This is a genomic window from Streptomyces aquilus (genome assembly GCF_003955715.1).
Classification (GTDB): Bacteria; Actinomycetota; Actinomycetes; order Streptomycetales; family Streptomycetaceae; genus Streptomyces; species Streptomyces aquilus.
In genome coordinates this window covers 8,511,711-8,530,266 of record NZ_CP034463.1, presented here as the reverse complement: position 1 = coordinate 8,530,266, position 18,556 = coordinate 8,511,711, and the positions used below count along the sequence as shown (strand labels likewise).

Genomic DNA, 18,556 nt, shown 5'->3' with positions numbered 1-18,556 from the left:
ACGCGTGACCGGGGCCCTCAGACCCGGCTGCCGGTCGCCGTGTCCGCCGACAGCCGCTGTGCCACATAGATCGGGATCACCGACAGCAGCACCAGCACCGCCGCCACCACGTTGACCACCGGCGCCTGCTGCGGCCGGGTCATGTTGTTGAAGATCCAGATCGGCAGGGTCTCCACGCCCGGCCCCGCGGTGAAGGTGGTCACCACGATCTCGTCGAAGGACAGGGCGAACGCCAGGAGCCCGCCCGCGAACAGGGCCGAGCGCACGAGCGGGAAGGTGACGTCGGCGAAGGCGCGGAAGGTGTTCGCTCCGAGGTCCATCGCCGCTTCCTCGTACGAGCCGGAGGTGCGCCGCAGCCGGGCGACGACGTTGTTGAAGACGACGACGATGCAGAAGGTGGCGTGCCCGACGACCACCGTGAACAGCCCCAGCCCCACCCCCAGCGGCTCGAGTACCGTGCTGAAGGCCGAGTTGAGCGCGATGCCCGTGACGATGCCGGGCAGCGCGATCGGCAGGACGACCACGAAGGAGATCGCGTCCCGGCCGAAGAACCGGTGCCGGGCGACGGCGAACGCGATCAGCGTGCCCAGCGCAAGGGCGATGGCGGTGGCCCCGAGCCCCGCCTTCACGGACGTCCAAAGGGCCTGTCGCGCCCCGGAGTTGTCCCAGGCCACCGACCACCAGTGCAGGGTCAGTCCGGACGGCGGCCAGCTCGCGCTCCGGTCCGGGTTCAGGGAGTTGACGAGGACGAGCAGCAGCGGCCCGTAGATCACCACGAAGCCGAACCCGGCGGCGACGCGCAGGGCGATCCGCGCGGAGCGGGACAGTTGCACGGGGGCTCCTCTACAGGCTGCTCAGGGCGCCCGTGCGCCTCATCGCCAGCAGGTACAGCACGATGACGACGACGGGGACCGTGCCGAGGGCGGCGGCCATGGGCAGGTTGAGTTCGATGTTGGAGTAGACGAGGTTGCCGATGAGCTGGGTCTTGCCGCCGACGATCTGCACGGTGATGTAGTCGCCGAGGCTGAGCGAGAACGTGAACACCGATCCCGCCGCCACCGACGGCAGCACCATCGGCAGCACGACGGACCGGAAGGTGCGCCAGCCCTTCGCCCCCAAGTCGGCGGAGGCGTCGAGGAGGTTGGCGGGCAGCTGCTCCAACGCGGTGTGGATCGGAAGGATCATGTACGGCAGCCAGAGGTACGTCAGGGTCAGCACCGCCGCCGTCAGCCCGTACCCCGGCCCGCCCGTCCCGAAGGGCTTCAGCATCCAGTCGGCGAGCCCGCCCTCGGAGAGGATGAGCCGCCAGGCGTACACCTTGACCAGGTAACTCGCCCACAGCGGGGTGAGGATGGCGACGACGAGCAGCGGCCGCCACTTCCGCTTCGCGATCCGGGCGGTGTAGAAGGCGAGCGGGAAGGCGATCACCGCGCACAGGGCGGTGACGGCCAGGGCGACACCGACGCTCCGCAGGATCACCTGCCGGAAGACCGGCACGGTGAACAGCTCGTGGAAGTTGTCGGTCGACCAGACCTTCACCACCTCGGAGGTGAAGGAGTTCGTCGTCCAGAACGCGGAGACGAACAGCACGCTGAGCGAGCCGAGATAGAGCGCCGCGAGCCACAGCAGCGGGGCGGTCAGCAGGAGGGTGAGCCGCAGACGGGGGCGCCGGTGCAACGCCCCCGCGGTCCGTGTGATCAGGGCCATGCGTCAGCCCTTGATCTCGGTCCAGGCCTGGACCCACTTCGCGTACGGCACGCACGTGACGTCGGTGCGGCCGTCGAGGCACTGCTCGATGGGCGTGTTCCAGAAGGCGATGTTCTTCCAGTAGCTCTCGTCGGCGGCGTGGTAGGTCGTGCAGAAGTTCTTGTCGCTGGTCAGGGCGCAGGCCTTGGAGTTGGCCGGCGCCTCGCCGAAGTACTCGGCGACCTGGGCGTTGACCTTCGGGGAGACGATCCAGTCGAGCCATTTGTAGGCGCAGTTGGGGTGCTTGGCCCTGGCGGAGACCATCCAGGTGTCGGACCAGCCGGTCGACCCCTCCTTGGGCACGAAGGCCTTGACCTTGGCGCCCTCGTCCGCGGTGAGGTTGGCGATGACCTGCCAGGTGGTGCCGACGACGGAGTCACCGCTCTTGAAGGCGGAGATCTCCTTGAGGTAGTCGCTCCAGTACTCGCCGATGTTCGCGTTCTGCTGCTTGAGCAGGTCCACGGCGGCGTCGAACTGCTTCTGGTCCAGGGCGTACGGGTCCTTGATGCCGAGGTCGGGCTTGGTGGCCTTCAGGTAGAGGGCGGCGTCGGCGATGTAGATGGGCGAGTCGTACGCCGTGACGTGGCCCCTGTACTTCGAGGCGTCGTCGAAGACCGCCGCCCAGGAGGTCGGGGCCGGCGTGACCTTCTCGGTGTTGTACATCAGCAGGTTGGCGCCGCGGCCGTGCGGGATGCCGTACATCCGCCCGTCGACGGAGTTCCAGTCGCCGTCCTTCAACCCGCTGTAGATGTCCCGGTAGTTGGGGACGAGGTCGGTGTTGACGGGGGCCGCGTCGCCGGAGGCGATGAGGCGCAGCGAGGCGTCTCCGGAGGCGGAGACGGCGTCGTACTCCCCCGTCTTCATCAGTTTGACCATCTCGTCGGAGCTGGCGGCGGTCTTGGAGTTGACCTGGCAGCCGGTCTGCTTCTCGAAGTCGCTGACCCAGTCGACCTTGGGGTCGTTGGAGCCGTCCTCGACGTAGCCGGCCCAGGCGATCAGGTTGACCTGGCCCTCGGTCTTGCCGAGTTTCGAAGGGGCCTTCAGGTCAGGGGGGTTGAGGCCGGTCGCCGAGGAGCCTTTGCCGTCGTCGGAGGATCCGCAGGCGGTTGCGGCGAGGAGCAGTGCGGCGGCGGCTGCCGCCGCCTTGAGGGTAGAGCGCACGGCGTACTCCATACGTAAGGGGACGAAATCCAGGGTCAGTCGGGGACGGGCACGGCCACGGCGTGCCTTCGGTGCCACTGGAGGCGCACCCGGGTGCCGCGGTAGGCGGCGACGTCCTCGGAGGAGGTCTCCAGGTTCTGCTGGAGGGCGGTGAGCCGGCCGCCGGCGTCGAGGTCGACGAGGAAGCGGGTGGCGTCCCCGAGGTAGACGACCTCGGCGACGGTGCCGACGGCGGTGGAGTGCTCGGGCTGGTCGGCCTCGGCGGACTCCTTCAGGACGCGGATCTTCTCCGGGCGGATGCTGTAGGTGCCGGGGCTGCCGACGATCCGGTGGGCGGACTCACCCTCCAGGAGGTTGGAGGTGCCGACGAAGGACGCCACGAACGCGGTCGCGGGGCGTTCGTAGACCTCGGCGGGGGTGCCGACCTGTTCGATACGGCCCTGGTGGAAGACGGCGATGCGGTCGCTCATGGTCAGGGCCTCCTCCTGGTCGTGGGTGACGAAGACGAAGGTGATGCCGACCTCGCGCTGGAGGGCTTTGAGCTCGACCTGCATCTGCTCGCGCAGCTTGAGGTCGAGGGCGCCGAGCGGTTCGTCGAGCAGCAGGACGCGGGGGCGGCCGACGAGAGCGCGGGCGAGGGCGACGCGCTGCCGCTGGCCGCCGGAGAGCTGGGAGGGCCGCCGTTTGCCGAAGCCTTCCAGCCGCACCTCCGCCAAGGCCTTCCGGGCCCGGACCAGCCGCTCCGCCTTGGGCACCTTGCGGACCTTGAGCGCGTAGGCGACGTTCTGCTCGACGGTCATGTGCGGGAACAGGGCGTAGTCCTGGAAGACGGTGTGGACGTCCCGCTCGAAGGGGGCGAGCCCGGTGACCTCCTGCCCGGCGAGCTCGATCCGGCCGTCGCTCGGAGCCTCGAACCCGGCGATCATGCGCAGGACGGTGGTCTTGCCGGAGCCGGAGGGGCCGAGCATCGAGAAGAACTCGCCGTCCCGGATCTCCAGATCGACCCCGGCCACGGCGGTCGTCTCGCCGAACGACTTCCGCAGACCCTGCAACCGGATCGCCATTCCCTCCATGGGCGGGAACCTTCCTGGTGCTCTCGTGCGTTGACCTATTGACCGGAAACATATGAAGTCATAGTTCAAAGCTCAAGGCCCCCTTAGGGTAAAGCTTGAGTCAATGAGCAAGGTGGTGGCCGTGAAGCAGCAGCAGATGAACGGCGGCGCCCGGAAAGCCGTCTTCGCCCCGGTCGACAGCCGGGCGCGGGTCGACGCCGTGGTGCGCCGGATCGGCGACGCCATCGAGCTCGGCCTGCTCGCCGACGGCGAGCAACTCCCCGGCGAGACCGAGCTGGCGGGCCAGCTGGGCGTCTCCACGGTGACGCTGCGGGAGGCGCTCATGGCGCTGCGCCAGCAGGGCCTGGTCACCACCCGCCGGGGTCGCGGCGGCGGTTCCTTCGTCGCGCTCCCCGAGGTCCCCGGCGAGGAGCGCCTCAAGGTCCGGCTGCGCGGCTGGAGCACCGAGGAGCTCCGCGACCTCGGCGACCACTGGGCGGCCCTGTCCGGCACGGCGGCCCGCCTCGCCGCCGACCGCACCGAACCCGACGACCTCGGTCAACTCCGCCGTACGGCCGAGGAGTTGACGCAGGCCGCGGACGCGGCGGCGCGCAGCCGGGTGTACGGCCGTTTCCACGTCGAACTCGCGGCGGCGGCACAGTCCGCCCGCCTCACCCGGGAGCAGGTGGCCCTCCAGACCGAAGTGGGGGCGCTGCTCTGCCTTGTGCTCGGGGACGACGAATATCGTGAAGAGGTCTCCGAGCGACTCCGATTCGTAATCTCGGCCGTGCAGGATGGGGCCCACGAATTGGCCAGGGAACAGGCCGAGCGGTGCGTCCGGGAGTCGACGTCGCGGCTGATCGCCCTGCGTCTGACGCTGTAGCCGCACCGCTCGCGAGGTCCCCGTCCGCTGGAGGGCAGCCATGAGCCTCGCGACGGCAACGCGCGACAAGGCACCGGAGGAATCGGTCGCGGCCCGCGTCCGCTCGACACTGGAGGCCGTGTTCGACGCGGTCGCGGCGACCCGCGCCGACACCGCGGCCCTGCTGGCCCGGGTGGCCGCCGCGGGCCGTCGCCCGGCGACCGTGGACCTCGCCGCCCTGCGCCCCGGGCTGCACGGCCGTCTGGCCCGCGACGAGTTGGTGTCCGGCGTCGGCTTCGTGGCCGCGCCGGGCCTGCTGAGCGACGTACCGGCGTGGCTGGAGTGGTGGCAGACGGGCTCCGACGGCGACGTACGGCCGCTGCTGCTCGACCTCGACCCCGCGCACTCGGCGTACGCCGACTACACGCACTGGGACTGGTTCACCCTCCCCCGCGACACCGGGGAACGGGCGGTGGCGGGCCCGTACGTCGACTATCTCTGCTCGGACGAGTACAGCCTCACCCTGTCAGCGCCGGTGCAGGTCGAGGGCCGGTTCGCCGGGGTGGCCGCCGCCGACGTGTATCTACGCCACTTCGAGGCGGCGGTCATGCCGATGCTGCGCCGGTTGCCCGGCCCGGCACGGCTGGTGAACGCGCGAGGGCGGGTGGCGGCGTCCACCGACCCGCGCCATCTGGTGGGCTCGCTCAGCAAGGGCCCGGACTTCGGCCGGGTCCTGGCGACGGGCCGACCGGCACAGGCCGACGGGGTGCGGCTGATGCCGTGCGACGGGGTGCCGCTGGTGCTGGTGAGCGCGGCTCAGGGGTGAGCCCGCGCTCACTCGGCCGCGGGGACCACCCTCAGGTGCGCGGTCGACCGGCGTGCCCCACGCGCGCGTGCCGGGGCGCGGCGTTGCTCGCGCATCACCAGGGTCAGCCGGGTGTAGCCGAGCTCCCGGAGCGTGCCGGGTGTCTCGTCGACGACCCGGCAGTCGGTGGCGCCCCAGCGCGGGTCCGGGTGCAGCAGCGGCCGGACGGCGCCGTCGTGCGCGAAGGCGCGCTCGCCGACGACCCTGATCCAGTGCGGCAGGCCGTGCCGGTAGGCGGCGTCCATGATGGGGTCCTGGGCGATGTCCCGGCGGATCGCCTGGAGGGCGTGATCATGTCCGTCCCGCTCCACCGCGGCGGCGAAGTGGGCCAGCATCGGCAGACACCAGCTCGACTCGTGCTCCCCGAGCACGGTGCCGGCGTCCGGGTGGAAGAGGACGAATCTCAGGAAGTTGTCGTCCGGCATGGCGGTCGGATGCGGACCCACAGCGCGGAAAAGTGACGCGAAAGCAGCGTTGGACAGAACGACGTCCCACCGCTCGTCGATCACGAGCGAAGGAAAGGGAACGGCTTCCAGAAGGGTGGCGTAGTCCTGGAGATACGCCCGGGCCTCGGGACTGTCGGGGACGGCCCGCGGCTGCGGCCGCTGCCCTCCTGCCTGCTGTGCCATCGGGAGGTCACCCCTCTTGCCTATGCGGCCACGCGCGTGGCGCCCTGATCCTGCTGCCCGGACGCGAGCGGTGTCAACTATCGTGGCATTTCGTGACGGTTGACGGCTGAAATTGGCCACAGTTGTGGCGAGACCTGGATGTGCGTTCGAACAACGGCTACTCTCCCGGGAGTTCACGGCAACCGCTTGTGTTGAGCTGCTTGTGAGAAGCCTGTGAGAGACGTAGGAGATCTGGCGGTGGCGGATGGCTTCGCGAGTCCGGGTTCCCCGGTGACGACTGTGCTACCGGCCGTCGTCGCTCGCGTCACCGCACTCGCCGACCGGCTCGGTGTGCCGCACGCGGAGGTCTTCCACACCGGCCGCCTGTCGGTGGCCAGCGGGGTCCCCGAGTCCGTGGTCAAGGCCCTGCTGAGCGGCCGCCCGGCCGGCGAGCCGGACATCCAGGCCCGCTTCCTGCAACGCCTGGACCTCCTGCGCCGCACCCGTCTGAAGCCCAACGGCCGCAAGTACACCCAGCAGGAGATCGCCGACGGCGCCGGCATGTCGCGCCAGCAGGCGGGCGCCCTCATCAACGGCGACCGGCGTCCCACGATGGAGCACTGCGACGCCATCCAGCGCTTCTTCCGGGTGCACGCCGGTTTCCTCACGGCGGAGGACCCCGAGGCCCTGGCCGGCGCCCTGCAGCGCACCGAACAGGATCTCCTGCAGAAGCTGGCCGACCGGGAGAAGGAGGCGGTCGCCACCACGGGCGACCCGCTGGAGCAGCTCCTCCAGGACCACGGTGTCCGCGGAATCGCCTGGCGGGCCGCACAGCTGCCCACCGACCAGCATCGCGACAAGGTCGCCGAATGGCTGGACATGCTTCTGGAGAGCGTCAAACGGCCCGAGTCGTGAGCCGGGGGTTAACTGTGGGCATCGGTAGGGAAATGCGCCGCCTGTGCGGCGAGCTGGTCGCGGAGCTGCCCTTCCCGGCCCCCGCGGCGCATCCCACGGAGCTGTACACGGCCCTGTGCGAGGCGATGAGCCGCCGCCGCGGCCGCCCGGTCCACTTCCGTACGTCGGCCTTCCCGGTCGGCACCGCGAGCGGCCTGTGGCTGGACATGGCCGACCAGGATCTGGTCGTCGTCGAGGAACGCACCGCCCCCGACCACCAGTTGGTCATCCTCGGTCACGAGCTGTGGCACATGCAGGCCGGTCACAGCAGCCACCATGTCGAGGGCGCCGCCGTGGCGGCCCGGATGCTCAGCGACGACGCCGACCTCAGGGCGGCCGTCCTCAAGGTCGCCGCCCGCAGCCGCTTCGACCAGGAGGACGAGAAGGAGGCCGAGCGCTTCGGCCTGCTGCTGGCCAGCAAGTGCCGTACCTGGCTGGACGGTTCGTCGGTACGGGGCCCGGTGCAGCGGGACCGTCTGGCGGGCCGTATCGAGGCGTCGCTGGGCTATCTGGGCCCGCAAGGCTGAGCACGCCCGCGGCCCTCACGTGGCGCTGCGTTCGCTCACCTCCCGCAGCTCCCGCTCCACGGCCCGCTCACGGACGCTCCCCGCCCGTCCGCCGGCCGTCCCCGGCCGCCCCTCCCGCAGCAGCTCCCGCCAGCGCTCCCGGCTCCAGTCGGCCGGCGCGGTCTCCCTCGTGAACTCCTCCACCACCGCCACGAACCGCCCCGGGTCGGCGTGGAACGGGAAGTGCCCGGCGCCTTCGAAGATCTCCAGCCGGCTCCCCGGCATCGCCTCGTGCGCCCCGAACGCGTGCCGCACCGGCACCACGCTGTCCCGGTCGCCCCACAGCAGCATGGTCGGCATGCCCTCGGTGAGATAGCACCGGTCCAGCATCGTCACGACCTGCCCCCGCCAGTCCACCACGGCACGCAGGGTCCGGATGAACGCGTTCCGGGAGGTCTCGTCGGGCAACGCGTCGACCAGGTTCAGCAGATCGGGCGCGTCCTGCCCGAGATCGGTGTCCATGGCCTTCATCATCCGCACCGCGAGCCCCACTTGGAGCCGGGCGCCCGGCAACCGCAGCGCGGACAGCATCAGATGGGCGCCGGGCAGGGAGACGAGCCGCAGCATCGGATTGACCTCGCGGCCCACCCCGCCCGCGCTGACCAGGATCAGCCGCTCGGTCCGCTCGGGGAACTGGTAGGCGAACTGCATCGCCACGCCCCCGCCCAGCGAGTGCCCCACCAGGGTCGCCGACTCGATGCCGAGCGTGGTGAGCAGGTCCCGCACCCCGTTGGCGTACGCGGCCACCGAGTAGTCGGCGCGGGGTTTGTCGGAGGCGCCGTGCCCGAGCAGGTCGGGGGCGATGACGGTGTGCGTGCGGGCGAGGTCGGGGATGAGTTCGGCCCAGGTGGCCGAGGAGTCCCCGATGCCGTGGATGAGGACGAGCGCCGGGCCCTCTCCGGCCATGCGGAAGGCGCGCCGGTATCCGTGCACCACCCGGTACTGCAACTCGCGTTCGCCGTCGCCCACCGAGCGCAGCCTCACAGTGCGCGCGGGGACCCGGTGCGGGGCGTCGACCACGTACGTGCCTCCCGTTTCCCCAGCCGCCCGCCCGGCCGTTCCTGGCCGCCGGGTGCGGCTGAAAGCCCTTCCACTCCAGCGTAGAACTCTGTTCCCACCCGCGATTTCGATCAGGTTTCACCTCGGCTAAGCGGGCGAACGGACGTGGAGCGGGGCCGGATTGTCAGTGCCGGTTGGCAAGCTGGAGTCGGGCCCTCATTGGCGGGGCCGACCGACGAGCCGACTTGGGGAGAGCCGACCGATGCCCACCGCCGTACTCACCGACCGCGAGCGCACCGCCGTACAGGCCTACCTGCGGCTGCTGCACACCGTCCGGGCCGCGTTCGACGGTCCGCCGGACGGCAGGCGACCACCCGTGGTGCCGCCCGCCGTCCTCGCCGAGGCGGAGCAGGCGCTGGCGGAAGCGGGCCTGGCGGGCAACGAGGAGGCCTTCTTCCGGCTGCTCCAGAACTGGTGTCCGCCGACGCCGTAGGGAACCCGCCGGCGGGAGGCCGGGAAGCCGGCCGACACGGACCGGTCGTGCCGCACGCTCAGGCGTGCGGCACGACCACCGACGTGGCCACGAGACCGTCCCGGACGGTCCAGCGCCCTTCGAAGACACCACGCCGCTGCCCGCCCAGGACCGGTCCGGGGACGAGCAGTTCGGCGCGCAGGCGTCCACGGGGGAACTCGCCGGGGTCGACGAGGATGTCGATGTCGGCCTCGGCGAAGTCGAGCCAGATGCCGGTGAGCGGGAACCACGCCTTGTAGACGGACTCCTTGGCGCTGAACAGCAGCCGGTCCCAGTGGATGCCGGGCCGGCTCGCGGCGAGGTGGCGCAGCCTGATCCGCTCGTCGGGCAGCGACACACTGTCGAGGACGCCGTCCGGGAGCGGTCCGTGGGGTTCGGCGTCGATGCCCAGGGAGGCGAGGTCGGCCGCACGGACGAGGGCGGCGGCGCAGTAGCCGTCGCAGTGGGTCATGCTGCCGGTCAGGCCGGCGGGCCACTGCGGGGCGCCGCGTTCGCCGGGCAGCACCGGCTGCGGGGGGACCCCGAGCTTCTCCATCGCCCGCCGGGCGCAGGCCCGTACGAGGGCGAACTCACGACGGCGCTTGGCGACGGACCGCGCGACGAGCGCGGCCTCCTCGGGGTACAGGGTGATGTTCTCCGCGTCGGCCTGACCGTGGGTCTCCACGGCGACCACGGAGTCCGGCAGCAGGTCCTCGATCACAGCGCGCCGACCTCCCCGGGCGCGATGCGGCGCAGCCGTCCCGGCGGCTCGGGCCGCTTCTTCCACTCGCGCGGGTAGCCCACCGACACCTCCTCGAAGCGGACCCCGTCGAGCCAGGTGGTGCGGGGGATGTGGAGATGGCCGTAGACCATGGTCTCGACGCGGAACCGGCGGTGCCAGTCGGCGGTCAGGGTGGTGCCGCACCACATGGCGAACTCGGGGTGCCACAGGACGTCCGTGGGGTGCCGGTCCAGCGGGTAGTGGTTGACCAGGACGGTGGGCAGGTCGTCCGGCAGGGCCTCCAGCCGGCGCTCGGTCTCGGTGACCCGGGCGCGGCACCAGGCCTCGCGGCTCGGGTAGGGGTCGGGGTGCAGCAGGTGTTCGTCGGTGCAGACGATGCCGGTGCCGTACGCGTACTCCAGGCCCTGTTCCTTGGTCGTGCAGCCGGAGGGCAGGAAGGAGTAGTCGTAGAGGAGGAAGAGCGGGGCGACGGCGACCGGGCCGCCGGGTCCCTCCCAGACGGGGTAGGGATCCTCGGGCGTGAGGACGCCGAGGTCGCGGCAGACCTCGACGAGGTGCTCGTAGCGGGCCACGCCGCGCAGGGTGACGGTGTCGCTGGGGTGGGTCCACAGTTCGTGGTTGCCGGGGGCCCAGATCACCTTGCGGAAGCGGCCGGCGAGGGTTTCCAGCGCCCAGCGGATCGCGTCGACGGTCTCCGCCACGTCACCGGCGACGAGCAGCCAGTCGTCGTCCGTCTCCGGGCGCACGGCCTCCACCAGGGCGCGGTTCTCCGGGTAGCCGATGTGCAGGTCGCTGATGGCCAGCAGCTGTGCGGCGCCATCGGCCCTCGATGTCACGTCCCGCCCCCTCCGCGCACCGGATACGACCACGACAGGATAAGCGGGCGCCGCCGCGAGGGTGGTTCAAGATCGAAAAATCCGTAACACGCACGTTGCACGCGGGGGCCTCGGCAGGCCGTATGATCGCCCCAACACCACCGCCATGAACTTCCCTTCATACAGGGCGGTTTGGTGTCCCCTCTACCACCCTGGCCGGGCGCGGCCTGCTTCGCTGTGCCCGAAAACCCCGAAAGGCGGCCTGCATGATCTCTCGCGTACGCGTCTGGCTCAACCGCACGTACGCGGAGAACGTGTTCTTCATGGATCAGCTGCGGAAAAATCCCAGCGATCGCGCCGTCGAGATCCATGCCACGCACGGCGACGCGGACTCCCCCGTACTGGCCGCCGCCGACACGGCGGACCTGGAGCCGGAGGGCCTGTCCCCCGCCGGGTACGTGGAGTACGCGCTCGACCAGTGCCAGCGCCGCGGCATCGACGTGTTCGTGCCCCGGCTGCACCAGTCGGCGATCGTGGCGCACCGGGCCGAGTTCGCGGCGGTCGGGACGGCGCTGCTGGCGCCGCCGCCGGAGGCCGTGGCCGTCTTCGAGGACAAGGTGATCGCCTACGAGGCCGTGCAGGCGATCGGGGTCCCGGTGCCGCCGTGGTTCCGGGTCCGGTCCGCCGACGAACTCGTCGCGGCTGTCGAGGAGTTGGAGGCGGCCGGCCACAAGGCGTGCTTCAAGCCGGCGTCCGGTGCGGGCGGGGTGGGCTTCCGTGTGATCACGCGCGCCCCCTTCTCGCTCGTTCACCTCAACGGCTTCCCCAGCCCCTACGTCCCGCTGGACGTGGTCGTCGAGGCGTTGCGGCAGGCCGACGAGGCGGTGGACTGGCTGGTGATGCCGCGTCTTGAGCAGCCGGAGGTGTCGGTGGACTGCCTGACCGGGCCCGACAACCGGATTCGGCTGGCGGTGGGCCGTACGAAGAACGGGCGCCGGCGTGGGTTCACGCTGCACGAGCAGTGGCTGGAGCCCGCGCGGTTGATCGCGGAGGGGTTCGGGCTGCACTACCTGTCCAACATCCAGTTCCGGATGTTCGGCGACCGGCCTGTTCTCATGGATGTCAACACGCGTCCAGCTGGGGGATTGCACCAGCTGTCGCTGTGCGGGGTCAACGCGCCCTGGGCCGCCGTGCAGTTGGCGCTGGGTGAGGACCCGGGGGAGATGGTGCCGCCGTTCCTGGGGCAGGACTACACGGTGGTGTCGGGGCCGCGGCCGCTTCGGGCGGTTTCGCTGCCGCAGCAGCGTGAGGCGTCCGAGCCGTTGCCTGCCGTGCCGGCGCCTGTGGTGACTGAGCCTGTTGTGGTGGAGGCTGCGGCTTCTGTCCTGCCGCTTTAGGGTTCGTTGCCGGGTGCGGGTTCGCTGTGGCTGGTCGCGCAGTTCCCCGCGCCCCTTAGCAGCCTCACCCACACCGGTATGGACCAATTCCGTCAATCTCCTTGACAGGCCTATTGGTCCATACCAACTTTGTTGCGCACCCCCTGCACTCCCGAACACCCCCATTCCTTCAGGGAGATCGCGTGCGCAACCCACTCAGCAACCCCTCCAGACGTCCCAGACGTCGTCTCCTCGCTCTCCTCGCCACCGCCGGGCTCGCGCTCACCGGAGCCGTCGCTCTGCCCGGCACCGCTCAGGCGGCGAACATCCTGACCAACCCCGGCCTCGAGTCGGGCAGTCTCTCGCCCTGGTCGTGTACCGGGAACCTCGGCTCGGTCGTCTCCTCCCCCGTGCACAGTGGCTCCAAGGCCCTCGCGGGGGCGGTGAGTTCGAGTGACAACGCCAAGTGCAGCCAGACCGTCGCCGTCAAACCGAACACGGCGTACACGCTGAGCGGCTGGGTGCGCGGCAGTTACGTCTACCTCGGGGTGGACGGCGGCGCCTCCACCTGGACGTCGTCACCGTCGGCGTACGCCCAGCTCAGCGTCGGCTTCACCACCGGTGCCTCGCAGACCAGCGCCACGATCTACACCCACGGCTGGTACGCGCAGGGCACCTACTACGCCGACGACATCAGCCTCGACGGCCCCGGTGGCGGCGGCGGTTCGGACACGCAGGCGCCGACCGCGCCGACCAGTCTCCGGTCCACCGCGAAGACCTCCTCCACCGTGTCGCTGGCCTGGAACGCCTCGACGGACAACGTCGGCGTCACCGCGTACGACATCTACAGCGGCTCCAACCAGGTGCTGAGCGTCTCCGGTACGACGGCCACCGTCAGCGGGCTGTCCGCCGGCACCGCCTACACCTTCACCGTGAAGGCCCGGGACGCGGCCGGGAACACCTCGGCGGCCTCCAACGCCGTGAGCGTCACGACCGACACGGGCGGCGGTGGCGGTACCGGGTTCAAGCAGGCCGCGCCCTATCTGTACGAGGGCTGGGGCGATCCGCCGAGCGTGTCGACGGTGATGAGCTCGACCGGCATCAAGTGGTTCACGATGGCGTTCATGCTGGACGGCGGCGGCTGCAACCCCATGTGGGACAGCAACCGGCCGTTGACCGGCGGGGTCGACCAGACGGTCATCAACCAGATCCGCTCGGCGGGCGGGGACATCGTGCCCTCGTTCGGCGGCTGGCAGGGCAGCAAGCTCGGCGCCAACTGCTCCTCCGCCAGTGCGCTCGCCGCCGCGCTCCAGAAGGTGATCGACGCCTACTCGCTCAAGGCGATCGACATGGACATCGAGAACACGGACGAGTTCGAGAACGAGGCCGTGCAGGCGCGGATCCTCACCGCGCTGAAGACGGTCAAGGCCAACAACCCCGGCCTGAAGACCATCGTCACCTTCGGCACCTCGACCACCGGACCGACCTACTACGGCAACCGGCTGATCGAGCAGGCCAAGTCCATCGGCGCCGACATCGACGTCTTCACCATCATGCCGTTCGACTTCGGCGGCGGCTCCGACATGTACGGCAACACCGTGAACGCGACGGAGGGTCTGAAGGCCAAGCTGAAGTCCACCTTCGGCTGGGACGACGCGACCGCCTACGCCCACATCGGCATCTCCGGCATGAACGGGCTCAGCGACCAGCAGGAGCTGACGAGCCCCGCCATCTGGACGCAGATCCGCGACTGGGCGAACTCCCACCACATCGCCCGGCTCGCGTTCTGGTCGGTCAACCGCGACCGGCCGTGCGCGGGTGGCGGCGTGGTGAGCAACTGCTCCGGTATCAGCCAGAACAACTGGCAGTTCACCTCGATCACGGCCGGTTTCACCGGCTGAGTCGCGCCGCAGAAGGCCCCTGGTCACGGCCGCCCGGAACAGGGCCGTGACCAGGGGACCATCCGTCTCAGAAGCGGCCTGACCCCCGGTAGAGCTCCAGCTCCCCGTCCAGCTCCACCGCGAGCACGGTGGCGTACGGGTCGAGGTCCGTCCGGGCCGGCGGATCGATCCACAGCACGCCGACCGCCTCGTGCAGCCCGCCGACGACCCGGTGGCCGAGTTCGGTGCCGGTGCCGAGCACGGTGACCTTCCGGACCGCCGTCGCCAGGCCCCGGACGCCGATCTCGGCGCGCGGGATGTCGAACAGGGTGAGGTAGAGCGTGCGGCGATCGGCGGAGAGGGTGCTGGGACCGTAGTGGTGCCCGGCGGGCAGGCCGCGTACCGTCCCGTACACCGCCTCCGCGTGCTTGCGGATCCACTCCCCCAGCCCCTCCAGCCGCTCCACCTGCGGCTGCGGGATCGTGCCGTCCTCCATCGGGCCGACGTCGAGCAGCAGGTTGCCGCCGCCCCCGATGGTCTCGGTGAAGTAGCGGATGAGCTGGCTCAGCGACTTGTGGTTGTGGTCGGCGTGCTGGTAGCCCCACGAGTCGTTGATGGTGAGGCACAACTCCCAGGGCCCGTCCGGCGGTTCGATGGGCGCGCCCTGTTCGGGGGTGGCGTAGTCGCCCTCGCTGAGCATGCGGGCGTTGAACACGACGTCCGGCACGTACGACCGTATGAGCGCGGCCAGTTCCGGGATGCGCCACTGCTCCTCGCTGCGGTCCCACTCGCCGTCGAACCACATCAGGTCCGGCCGGTAGCGGGAGGCCAGTTCACGGATCTGGCCGTCGCGGTAGGCGATGAAACGCTCCCAGGCCTCCAGGTCCTCGTCCTCGGCGGCCACCTCGGAGTAGCGGTTGTCCTCCTGCTCCGGCGGGCGGCCCGGCTTGCGCGTGGAGGCATAGTCCGGGTGGTTCCAGTCGGAGTGGGAGTAGTAGAAGCCGACCTTCAGGCCCTTCTCGCGCAGGGCCTCGGCATAGGGGCCGACGTAGTCCTTACCGAGGTTGAGGTCGCCGAACTCCGTGTCCCACAGGGCCACTCCGTCGTGGTGACGGGTCGTCAGCACGGCGTACTTGGCGCCCGCCCGGGCGAACAGGTCGGCCCAGGCACGCGGGTCGTACTTGGCGCCGGTGAAGCGCTCCAGCTGGGACATGTACCGGTCGTGCGGGACGATGTCGTCGTAGAACGACCAGGACTCCTGGACGCCGTCGACGGCGTAGATGCCCCAGTGCACGAAGATCCCCAACTTGGCGTCGGTGAACCACGGTTGCATCGGCATGGTTCACCCCCTCCGCAGCCGGAGCGTCAGGATCTGGAAGGGCCGCAGCGCGACAGAGACAGCGCCGTCCGTGACGTTCGCGGTCTCCAGCGGGCGCTCCAGCAGGTCGGTCACCTCGGCGCCCGTGAGCGGGAAGCCGGTCCGCAGCAGCCCCTGCGCGCGGCCGCCGCGCGACTCGTACAGCCGCACCACCACGTCACCCGAGCCGTCGTCGGCGAGCTTGACCGCCTCCACGGTGATGCCGTCGCCGTCGACCGAGACGACCGGCTCGGGCGCGCCCGCGGCGTCGGCCACCCGGAGCGGAAGGTTGAGGGCGTAGCCCTCGGCGACCGCGTCCTCGATGCTCGCGCCGGGCAGCAGCGCGTAGGTGAAGCGGTGCTTGCCCTGGTCGGCCTCGGGGTCCGGGATGCGCGGGGCACGGACCAGGCTGAGGCTGACCTTGGTCGTCGTACCGCCGTCCTCGCGGACCGTGCGGGTGACGTCGTGGCCGTACGTCGAGTCGTTGAGGACGGCGACGCCGTAGCCGGGTTCGCCGATGTGCACCCAGCGGTGGCCGGAGACCTCGAAGCGGGCCGCCTCCCAGCTGGTGTTGGTGTGGGTGGGGCGCTGGATGTGGCCGAACTGGATCTCGGCGGAGGAGTGCGCGGCGCGCACGTCCACCGGGAAGCCCGCCTTGAGGATCTTCTCGGCCTCGTGCCAGTCGATCTCGGTCTCGAAGTCGATGCGGGGGCTGCCGGCGCGCAGGGTGATGGTCTGGACGAGCTTCGAGCCCTTGCCGAAGTCGCGCGTGACGCGGACGGCGGCGCGCAGCGGGTCCTCCTCGACGACCTCGACCGACGCTCCCTCCAGCAGGTCCGTGTAGCGGTTGCGGTAGTGCTTGTCGATGTCCCAGGCGTCCCAGTAGTTCGGGAGGTCGGTGTGCAGGCGGAGGAGGTTGCCGGCCTCGGCGAGGACCTCGCGCTGCGCCCGGAGGTCGTAGACGGACGACAGCGTGCCGTCCTCCGCGATCTCCACCCGCACCAGGCCGTTGTCGAGGACCCGGCCCTCGACCGTCACCGGCTGCGCGGGCTCGGACGGGGTCACGGCGGCGCTGCCGTTCGCGGGCACCGACACGTACGCCAGGGAGCCCTCGGCCGTGCGGATCACCTCGGCGCGGTCGTACGGGCTGGTGTTGAAGACCTGCGCGGTGCCGCCGCCCAGGGCCGCGACCGCCTCCGCCGTCAGCGCCTCCAACTCGTCGGCGACGCGGGCGTATTCGGCCTCCGCCTCGCGGTGCACCCAGGCGATCGAGGAGCCCGGCAGGATGTCGTGGAACTGGTGGAGCAGGACCGTCTTCCACAGCCGGTCGAGCTTGTCGTAGGGGTAGGCGTAGTCCGGTGCGTGCAACGCGGCCGTCGTCGCCCACAACTCGGCCTCGCGCAGCTTGTGTTCGCTGCGGCGGTTGCCCTGCTTGGTGCGGGCCTGGGAGGTGTAGGTGGCGCGGTGGAGTTCGAGGTAGAGCTCGCCGTGCCAGACGGGGGCGTCCTCGTACTCGGCGCGGGCCTTGGCGAAGAACTCGTCGGGGTGCTCGACGACGACCTTGGGCGAGCCCTCCAGGTCGGCGAGCCGGCGCGCGCGTTCCATGATCTCGCGGGTGGGGCCGCCACCGCCGTCGCCCCAGCCGAAGGGGGCCAGCGAGCGCGTACCGGCGCCCTTCTCGGCGTAGTTGCGGACCGCGCGGTCCATCTCCTCGCCGGAGAAGCGGGCGTTGTAGGTGTCGACGGGCGGGAAGTGGGTGAAGATGCGGGTGCCGTCGATGCCCTCCCACCAGAAGGTGTGGTGGGGGAACTTGTTGGTCTGGTTCCAGGAGATCTTCTGGGTCAGGAACCACTCGTTGCCGGCGAGCTTGGCGAGCTGCGGGTAGGCGGCGTTGTAGCCGAAGGAGTCCGGCAGCCAGACGCCCTTGGTCTCGACGCCGAAGTGCTCGATGAAGAACCGCTTGCCGTGGATGAGCTGGCGGGCGATGGCCTCGCCGCCGGGCAGGTTGCCGTCGGACTCGACCCACATGCCGCCGACCGGCGCCCACTGGCCCTTCTTCACGGACTCCTGGATGCGGGCCCAGACGTGCGGGTAGTTGTCGCGGACCCACTCGTACTGCTGGGCCTGGGAGCAGGCGAAGATGAAGTCGTCGTACTCGTCGGCGAGCGAGGTGACGTTGGAGAAGGTGCGGGACGTCTTGCGCTTGGTCTCGCGGATGGGCCACAGCCAGGCGGAGTCGATGTGGGCGTGGCCGACGCCGGAGACGACGTGGGCGCTGGCGTGGGCGGGCTTGGCCAGGACCGGGGCGAGGATCTCGCGCACGGCCGGTGCGCTGCCGGAGATGTCGTCGAGGTCCAGGGCGTCCATGGCCCGGTCGAGGGCGTGCATGATCTCGTGGCGGCGGGGCTCGTGGTCGCCGAGGTGGGTCATGACGCCGAGCAGGACCTGGATGTCGAGGTCGAGGTGCCAGACCTCCTCGTCGAGGACGGCGATGTCGGCGCGCTGGAAGGTGTACAGCGGCTTGTCGCCCGCCGTCAGGACATCGCCCAGCAGGGTGGGCTCGGAGAAGTTGTTCGCCAGGATGTCGGGGTTGGAGGCGGCCTCGACCAGGTAGTCGATCTGCTCGCCGCCGGTGGCCGGGTTGGCGATCGGGACGTACTGGTTGAGCGGGTTGACCGCCTTCAGGGGGCGCCCGTCGGGCAGGTGAACCAGGGCCTCGGCCTGGTTGCCGGGCCAGTCGCCGACGAAGCCGAGGTCGATGACCGCCTCGACGCGCCGCCCGGCGAACGCGGCGGGCACCTCGCCGCGCATCCGGAACCAGGTGGTGCCCCAGGGCGGGCCCCACGGGGTGTTCATGGCGAAGGGCTCGTAGCGGGCGGCGGCGGCCTCCTCGAAGGAGACCGGCTCCCCGGGCGCCTGCCACGCCTCGACCTCGAAGGGGACGGTGGCCGCGTAGATCGCGGGCTTGATGCGCTGGGTGTGGAGGCGCTCTACGCGCTCCTCGATCCGTCGGCGTTCGTCGTGCATGGGGAGTCTCCAGGAGGGAGCGGTCTGAAAGAGTT

At 70.5% G+C, this 18,556-nt stretch carries 17 protein-coding genes; 7 read left to right on the top strand and 10 right to left on the bottom strand.

From position 1 onward, the window contains the following. Positions 1–17 precede the first annotated feature (17 nt). Genes EJC51_RS39010 through EJC51_RS38995 form a run of 4 tightly spaced genes read right to left on the bottom strand, consistent with a single transcriptional unit; the run spans position 18 to position 3,980 of the window. Positions 18–833, bottom strand: a complete 816-nt coding sequence (locus tag EJC51_RS39010) for an ABC transporter permease (RefSeq protein ID WP_126275385.1) — start codon at positions 831–833, stop codon at positions 18–20. Positions 834–843: 10 nt separating this feature from the next. Continuing rightward, entirely contained in the window at positions 844–1,707 is an 864-nt protein-coding gene (locus EJC51_RS39005; RefSeq protein ID WP_126275384.1) for an ABC transporter permease, read from the bottom strand. Positions 1,708–1,710: 3 nt separating this feature from the next. Next, on the bottom strand, positions 1,711–2,919 hold the full coding sequence (locus EJC51_RS39000; RefSeq protein WP_126275383.1) for an ABC transporter substrate-binding protein: 1,209 nt from the start codon (positions 2,917–2,919) through the stop codon (positions 1,711–1,713). Between the two features lie 23 nt (positions 2,920–2,942). Further along, positions 2,943–3,980: an ABC transporter ATP-binding protein gene (locus EJC51_RS38995; protein WP_126275382.1), complete on the bottom strand. Its 1,038-nt coding sequence runs from the start codon at positions 3,978–3,980 to the stop codon at positions 2,943–2,945. 103 nt (positions 3,981–4,083) lie between these two features. On the opposite strand from EJC51_RS38995, the gene EJC51_RS38990 reads away from it, so the two are divergent. Both EJC51_RS38990 and EJC51_RS38985 read left to right on the top strand, forming a co-directional pair. Beyond that, the gene (locus EJC51_RS38990; protein ID WP_126275381.1) at positions 4,084–4,842 is read left to right on the top strand and encodes a FadR/GntR family transcriptional regulator; all 759 of its coding nucleotides are present in this window, start codon (positions 4,084–4,086) and stop codon (positions 4,840–4,842) included. 40 nt (positions 4,843–4,882) lie between these two features. Then, positions 4,883–5,647 carry a cache domain-containing protein gene (locus tag EJC51_RS38985; RefSeq protein ID WP_126275380.1) on the top strand — a complete coding sequence of 255 codons (765 nt, stop codon included), beginning with the start codon at positions 4,883–4,885 and terminating at the stop codon, positions 5,645–5,647. Between the two features lie 8 nt (positions 5,648–5,655). Here EJC51_RS38985 and EJC51_RS38980 read toward each other — a convergent pair whose 3' ends face one another. Then, positions 5,656–6,315 carry an MmyB family transcriptional regulator gene (locus EJC51_RS38980; RefSeq protein WP_126275379.1) on the bottom strand — a complete coding sequence of 220 codons (660 nt, stop codon included), beginning with the start codon at positions 6,313–6,315 and terminating at the stop codon, positions 5,656–5,658. Between the two features lie 237 nt (positions 6,316–6,552). Here EJC51_RS38980 and EJC51_RS38975 point away from each other — a divergent pair, with 237 nt between their 5' ends. Continuing rightward, positions 6,553–7,209, top strand: a complete 657-nt coding sequence (locus EJC51_RS38975; protein ID WP_126275378.1) for a helix-turn-helix domain-containing protein — start codon at positions 6,553–6,555, stop codon at positions 7,207–7,209. A 32-nt stretch (positions 7,210–7,241) separates the two neighbouring features. Continuing rightward, the gene (locus tag EJC51_RS38970) at positions 7,242–7,775 is read left to right on the top strand and encodes a toxin-antitoxin system, toxin component (RefSeq protein WP_126277304.1); all 534 of its coding nucleotides are present in this window, start codon (positions 7,242–7,244) and stop codon (positions 7,773–7,775) included. A gap of 15 nt (positions 7,776–7,790) precedes the next feature. Here the strand turns inward: EJC51_RS38970 and EJC51_RS38965 are convergent, their stop codons facing one another. Continuing rightward, positions 7,791–8,834: an alpha/beta fold hydrolase gene (locus EJC51_RS38965; protein WP_126275377.1), complete on the bottom strand. Its 1,044-nt coding sequence runs from the start codon at positions 8,832–8,834 to the stop codon at positions 7,791–7,793. Positions 8,835–9,075: 241 nt separating this feature from the next. On the opposite strand from EJC51_RS38965, the gene EJC51_RS38960 reads away from it, so the two are divergent. After that, positions 9,076–9,306, top strand: coding sequence for a hypothetical protein (locus tag EJC51_RS38960; RefSeq protein WP_126275376.1), 231 nt, complete (start codon positions 9,076–9,078; stop codon positions 9,304–9,306). Positions 9,307–9,364: 58 nt separating this feature from the next. Here the strand turns inward: EJC51_RS38960 and EJC51_RS38955 are convergent, their stop codons facing one another. Continuing rightward, entirely contained in the window at positions 9,365–10,045 is a 681-nt protein-coding gene (locus tag EJC51_RS38955; RefSeq protein ID WP_126275375.1) for a 4'-phosphopantetheinyl transferase family protein, read from the bottom strand. Next, positions 10,042–10,902, bottom strand: a complete 861-nt coding sequence (locus tag EJC51_RS38950; RefSeq protein WP_126275374.1) for a metallophosphoesterase family protein — start codon at positions 10,900–10,902, stop codon at positions 10,042–10,044. The genes EJC51_RS38955 and EJC51_RS38950 overlap by 4 nt, the downstream gene beginning before the upstream one ends. A gap of 245 nt (positions 10,903–11,147) precedes the next feature. On the opposite strand from EJC51_RS38950, the gene EJC51_RS38945 reads away from it, so the two are divergent. Next, on the top strand, positions 11,148–12,278 hold the full coding sequence (locus EJC51_RS38945; protein ID WP_126275373.1) for an ATP-grasp domain-containing protein: 1,131 nt from the start codon (positions 11,148–11,150) through the stop codon (positions 12,276–12,278). Between the two features lie 182 nt (positions 12,279–12,460). Continuing rightward, positions 12,461–14,158 (top strand): fibronectin type III domain-containing protein, encoded by a 1,698-nt coding sequence (locus EJC51_RS38940; protein ID WP_126275372.1) that lies wholly within the window; start codon positions 12,461–12,463, stop codon positions 14,156–14,158. Between the two features lie 67 nt (positions 14,159–14,225). Here EJC51_RS38940 and EJC51_RS38935 read toward each other — a convergent pair whose 3' ends face one another. Continuing rightward, a complete protein-coding gene (locus tag EJC51_RS38935; protein WP_126275371.1) occupies positions 14,226–15,476 on the bottom strand; it encodes an alpha-L-fucosidase in 1,251 nt (416 codons plus the stop codon). Between the two features lie 3 nt (positions 15,477–15,479). Then, complete coding sequence (locus tag EJC51_RS38930; protein WP_126275370.1) at positions 15,480–18,521, bottom strand: alpha-mannosidase; 3,042 nt, start codon at positions 18,519–18,521, stop codon at positions 15,480–15,482. Positions 18,522–18,556: the final 35 nt, after the last annotated feature.

Bases quoted from the DNA above. Each gene is read 5' to 3' on its own strand.
- EJC51_RS39005 (WP_126275384.1), bottom strand. From the start codon at position 1,707: ATGGCCCTGATCACACGGACCGCGGGGGCGTTGCACCGGCGCCCCCGT.
- EJC51_RS39000 (WP_126275383.1), bottom strand. From the start codon at position 2,919: ATGGAGTACGCCGTGCGCTCTACCCTCAAGGCGGCGGCAGCCGCCGCC.
- EJC51_RS38995 (WP_126275382.1), bottom strand. From the start codon at position 3,980: ATGGAGGGAATGGCGATCCGGTTGCAGGGTCTGCGGAAGTCGTTCGGC.
- EJC51_RS38990 (WP_126275381.1), top strand. From the start codon at position 4,084: ATGAGCAAGGTGGTGGCCGTGAAGCAGCAGCAGATGAACGGCGGCGCC.
- EJC51_RS38985 (WP_126275380.1), top strand. From the start codon at position 4,883: ATGAGCCTCGCGACGGCAACGCGCGACAAGGCACCGGAGGAATCGGTC.
- EJC51_RS38980 (WP_126275379.1), bottom strand. From the start codon at position 6,315: ATGGCACAGCAGGCAGGAGGGCAGCGGCCGCAGCCGCGGGCCGTCCCC.
- EJC51_RS38970 (WP_126277304.1), top strand. From the start codon at position 7,242: ATGCGCCGCCTGTGCGGCGAGCTGGTCGCGGAGCTGCCCTTCCCGGCC.
- EJC51_RS38960 (WP_126275376.1), top strand. From the start codon at position 9,076: ATGCCCACCGCCGTACTCACCGACCGCGAGCGCACCGCCGTACAGGCC.
- EJC51_RS38945 (WP_126275373.1), top strand. From the start codon at position 11,148: ATGATCTCTCGCGTACGCGTCTGGCTCAACCGCACGTACGCGGAGAAC.
- EJC51_RS38935 (WP_126275371.1), bottom strand. From the start codon at position 15,476: ATGCCGATGCAACCGTGGTTCACCGACGCCAAGTTGGGGATCTTCGTG.
- EJC51_RS38930 (WP_126275370.1), bottom strand. From the start codon at position 18,521: ATGCACGACGAACGCCGACGGATCGAGGAGCGCGTAGAGCGCCTCCAC.